This window comes from Bartonella sp. AP280QHHD, assembly GCF_042196125.1.
Lineage (GTDB): Bacteria > Pseudomonadota > Alphaproteobacteria > Rhizobiales > Rhizobiaceae > Bartonella.
In genome coordinates this window covers 1-3,274 of the sequence record NZ_JBHIPQ010000058.1, presented here as the reverse complement: position 1 = coordinate 3,274, position 3,274 = coordinate 1, and the positions used below count along the sequence as shown (strand labels likewise).

The window sequence follows — 3,274 nt, the reverse complement described above, 5'->3', positions numbered from 1 at the left end:
AGGTCGCGGTCCCCTCGCTGAGAAGTGTATGGCTCAATATATGAGAGACAATAAACTTGAAGCCTGCCCGCATGGTTTTCGCTCTAGTTTACGCGATTGGCTAGCAGAAACAACCGATGCTCCCTATGAGGTCGCTGAAACTATTCTAAGTCATACAGTAGGAGGACAAGTAGAGCGCTCCTATCGTCGTACTGACTATCTAGAACAGCGCCGTGTCTATATGGAGAAATGGGCGGCTTATGTCACGGGTCAATCTTAAGATATGGGGTAATTTACCCCATTATCTGTGGATAACTTTAGCTCTCTTCTCTCTCATTCTTTCTCAATAAGAGTCATAAATTATCACATGAGAATTTATATGATAAAATATTGTTTTCTATAAATAAAATACCTTCAAAAGTGAACTAAAATGTGGTTAATAAATGGTTATGATTTGTTTCTATTTTTTGAGAATGAAAGGATTTTAGAATGACAGAAAATGATATTCTTTTGACAGACCGTGAAAGTGCAAAATTGCTTCATATGAGTGTCTCAACATTTCGCCGTCATGTAACCAATGGCTCTCTCCCAAAACCTTTAAAATTTGGTTTTTTATCGCGTTGGTTACAATCAGATCTTTTGAATGTCATCGAGCAAGCAAAACAGCAACGTTATAACGACGCGGCATAAAAAGAAAACCTTGTCACGTAAAAACGGACAAGGCTTTCTCTGCTGAAGCAAGACTTAAGGCTGGCATTCAAGTTGTTCTGAATGCTTTTTACAATAAGGGCTATTTAAGCGTCTCTCAACACTTCGCTGAGGCATGACAGCACCAGGACGACATATGGGAAGATTGTCCGATTTATGGTTTTCACACCATTCTTGTATTGTAAAGCTAGGACGAAAACCTGATTGCGCCATACACATTTCAATACTGGCAAATTGATTCAAATCTAGCGCCACAACCTTATTAAGGTCCGGTACTCCACATTCTAAAAGTATTTTATTTCTCCATAATGCTGGAGAAAGTGAGGGAATTGAGTTAACACATCCAGTGATACTTAACAGAGCTATACAACTCAACAGTTTTAAGATTTTCTTCATTCTTCCCCTCTTTCAATGGATTTATTTACAATAAAAAAGCTCATAAGCCTGTTGATATTTCCTGTCACCGCTTCATTAAAACAACGGTGAACAATATTGAAATGGTTAGTTGAGGAAACAATCCCGTCATTTCAAGCAAAGCAAGGATGAGGGATTGTTGACCATCACAAACAGCAAAACTTAAGGTTGGCATTCATCCGCATTTTTATATTTTTTACAAAACGGGCTGTTTAAGCGCTTTTCGACACTTCTCTTCGGGATGACAGCACCAGCCTGACAAATGGGGAGGTCTCTACCGTTAAAAGGAGAACACCAGCTAGCTCTCCCTTTATAATGGAATCCTGCTTGGATCATGCAAGCATCAATCGTTGCATTCTCATTGTTGCTTAACTTTTGAACTTCATCCTCAAGATAATTAAGGTGTGGCAAACCACACTCTAGCAATGCTTTTCCTACCTCCGTAGAATCTGCTCCTAGCTTCTCCCACACAGCCGTCTCTCCTCGAGGAGGTTTATCAATGTTTTCAATATCACATCCAGCAACCGTTAACAGAATGAGCAGGCTTAATAAATTAAACAACATTTTCATTTTTTGTTCCCTGTTCTCGTTGAATAAAGTTTGTTAAAACTAAATGAACCATAATTAATTTGACACTCACGACTCGCATCAGCATAACAATTATGGGGGCTCGGGTTAAGGCCCAAGACCGCTCTCCCCATCTCTCTGAGAGGATTAGTTGCTATAGTAAATAAACTGTTTGCTGCAAATATCATCATATAAAAAGGATTTTTTATACCTTTCTCCAAAAGTGAAAAATCTAGATTTAAAGGTGCCTTATAAGCCGTAGGCCAATTGTAACCAATCACTGTACTAATGGGGTCTAACATATGACCTTGTATGTAGATATAATTTTTTTCGCCATCGCTTAGATAATCTACTGTATTGGCCATCGATTGCATGTGAGCAGCCGCTCCAACAAGATAGAAGTCTGTTTTCTTGGCTACACTGTGGATACCATGTTCTTGCAAGTCATTTGCTCCATTGCGTATTGTTAAGGTACCCCGGCTATGCCCACTAACAATAGCATTGTCATTGCCATAACGATAGATAAAATCTTGGAACTTCTTGGTCGAATTACTCAATCCCCAAGTGCTACCCTCCCAAAACTTTTGATAATATGCTACCCCTAATTCTACCAGCACATCATCAGCTTGGGGAAAGTATGTAAAATAAAGGGGACCATTTTTATTAACAGCCAATTGGACAGCATTACCGGCTGCTTCATCTGGTGAATTAAAAATGCCATTGTAGAACATATAAACAGCACCATTAGGGCCTTTTTGTAAATGCTTTTCTTCCTCTGGCTTTAAAAAGTGATACAGAGTGATATATTTTCCATCACTGCCTTTTATAGGTTTTCCATTTTCATCGGTTAAATAGAGGACATTGCCATTTTCATCATGCGCAACCTCACCCACTGGATGGTCAACATAAAATGCCATTTTACGAACCCCATCCCATATATCAAACCATTCATCTACCCATTTATTTCTCATACCTAAACGATTACGCAATATATCCTCAAGCGGTGCGACATCTAGCTGTCCTACTGCCTGGTGGGCTGTAGCGGTGTTGCGGTTGAGTGCACCAATGATTTGTCCAGCATCTTGCCCCATCGCCCTCTGTCCAGTTATATCAGTAAGGATGATAGTCCCATCACTGATAGCAGATTTGGTTTCTCCTTCTGCTGCATCCTTGGCTTTGCCGTGATTTAAAANTATCAGTAAGGATGATAGTCCCATCACTGATAGCAGATTTGGTTTCTCCTTCTGCTGCATCCTTGGCTTTGCCGTGATTTAAAACATTCTTGGCAATGTTTTTTATCGTGTCGTTCCCAGAAATGCTAAACCCATGGCTGCTGGCTTTAGCATGGGCACTGTTGCTGATATCACTGGTGCTAATGCTTCCTGTGGTCAGGCTGTTTTTATCTGCCGGCGCGGTGCTGGCAATGATGCCTCCGGTCAGCATTGTTTTGTCTTTAACTATGATATTAAAGCCGCCATCACCCGCTTTGATGCCTGATTGTTCCACAACACTATGATAATCACTAGAGGATTTATCGTTTTGGAAAGAGGCGCTCATGGAGCCCCCACCACCCGTTTGTCCAGCACCAAACCCAACAGAAACAGAG

4 protein-coding genes and 2 pseudogenes are annotated in these 3,274 nt (G+C 40.6%); 2 read left to right on the top strand and 4 right to left on the bottom strand.

Annotation, left to right across the window (positions count from 1 at the left end):
• Positions 1-259: pseudogene (locus ACFIMK_RS09350) on the top strand (integrase); the annotation flags it as partial.
• Between the two features lie 209 nt (positions 260-468).
• Positions 469-669: an AlpA family transcriptional regulator gene (locus tag ACFIMK_RS09345; RefSeq protein ID WP_015856172.1), complete on the top strand. Its 201-nt coding sequence runs from the start codon at positions 469-471 to the stop codon at positions 667-669.
• A gap of 54 nt (positions 670-723) precedes the next feature.
• On the opposite strand, the gene ACFIMK_RS09340 is transcribed toward ACFIMK_RS09345, so the two are convergent.
• From ACFIMK_RS09340 to ACFIMK_RS09545, 4 genes and pseudogenes are all read right to left on the bottom strand, one after another.
• Positions 724-1,083 (bottom strand): hypothetical protein, encoded by a 360-nt coding sequence (locus ACFIMK_RS09340; protein WP_015856194.1) that lies wholly within the window; start codon positions 1,081-1,083, stop codon positions 724-726.
• A 64-nt stretch (positions 1,084-1,147) separates the two neighbouring features.
• Positions 1,148-1,276: a hypothetical protein gene (locus ACFIMK_RS09335; RefSeq protein WP_375630479.1), complete on the bottom strand. Its 129-nt coding sequence runs from the start codon at positions 1,274-1,276 to the stop codon at positions 1,148-1,150.
• Complete coding sequence (locus tag ACFIMK_RS09330) at positions 1,264-1,671, bottom strand: hypothetical protein (RefSeq protein WP_375638875.1); 408 nt, start codon at positions 1,669-1,671, stop codon at positions 1,264-1,266. Before ACFIMK_RS09330 ends, ACFIMK_RS09335 begins: the two co-directional genes overlap by 13 nt.
• Positions 1,668-3,274: pseudogene (locus tag ACFIMK_RS09545) on the bottom strand (filamentous hemagglutinin); the annotation flags it as partial. The gene ACFIMK_RS09330 and the pseudogene ACFIMK_RS09545, both read right to left, overlap by 4 nt.

Coding starts and splice junctions, on each gene's coding strand:
- ACFIMK_RS09345 (WP_015856172.1), top strand. CDS start 469: ATGACAGAAAATGATATTCTTTTGACAGACCGTGAAAGTGCAAAATTG.
- ACFIMK_RS09340 (WP_015856194.1), bottom strand. CDS start 1,083: ATGAAGAAAATCTTAAAACTGTTGAGTTGTATAGCTCTGTTAAGTATC.
- ACFIMK_RS09335 (WP_375630479.1), bottom strand. CDS start 1,276: ATGCCAACCTTAAGTTTTGCTGTTTGTGATGGTCAACAATCCCTCATC.
- ACFIMK_RS09330 (WP_375638875.1), bottom strand. CDS start 1,671: ATGAAAATGTTGTTTAATTTATTAAGCCTGCTCATTCTGTTAACGGTT.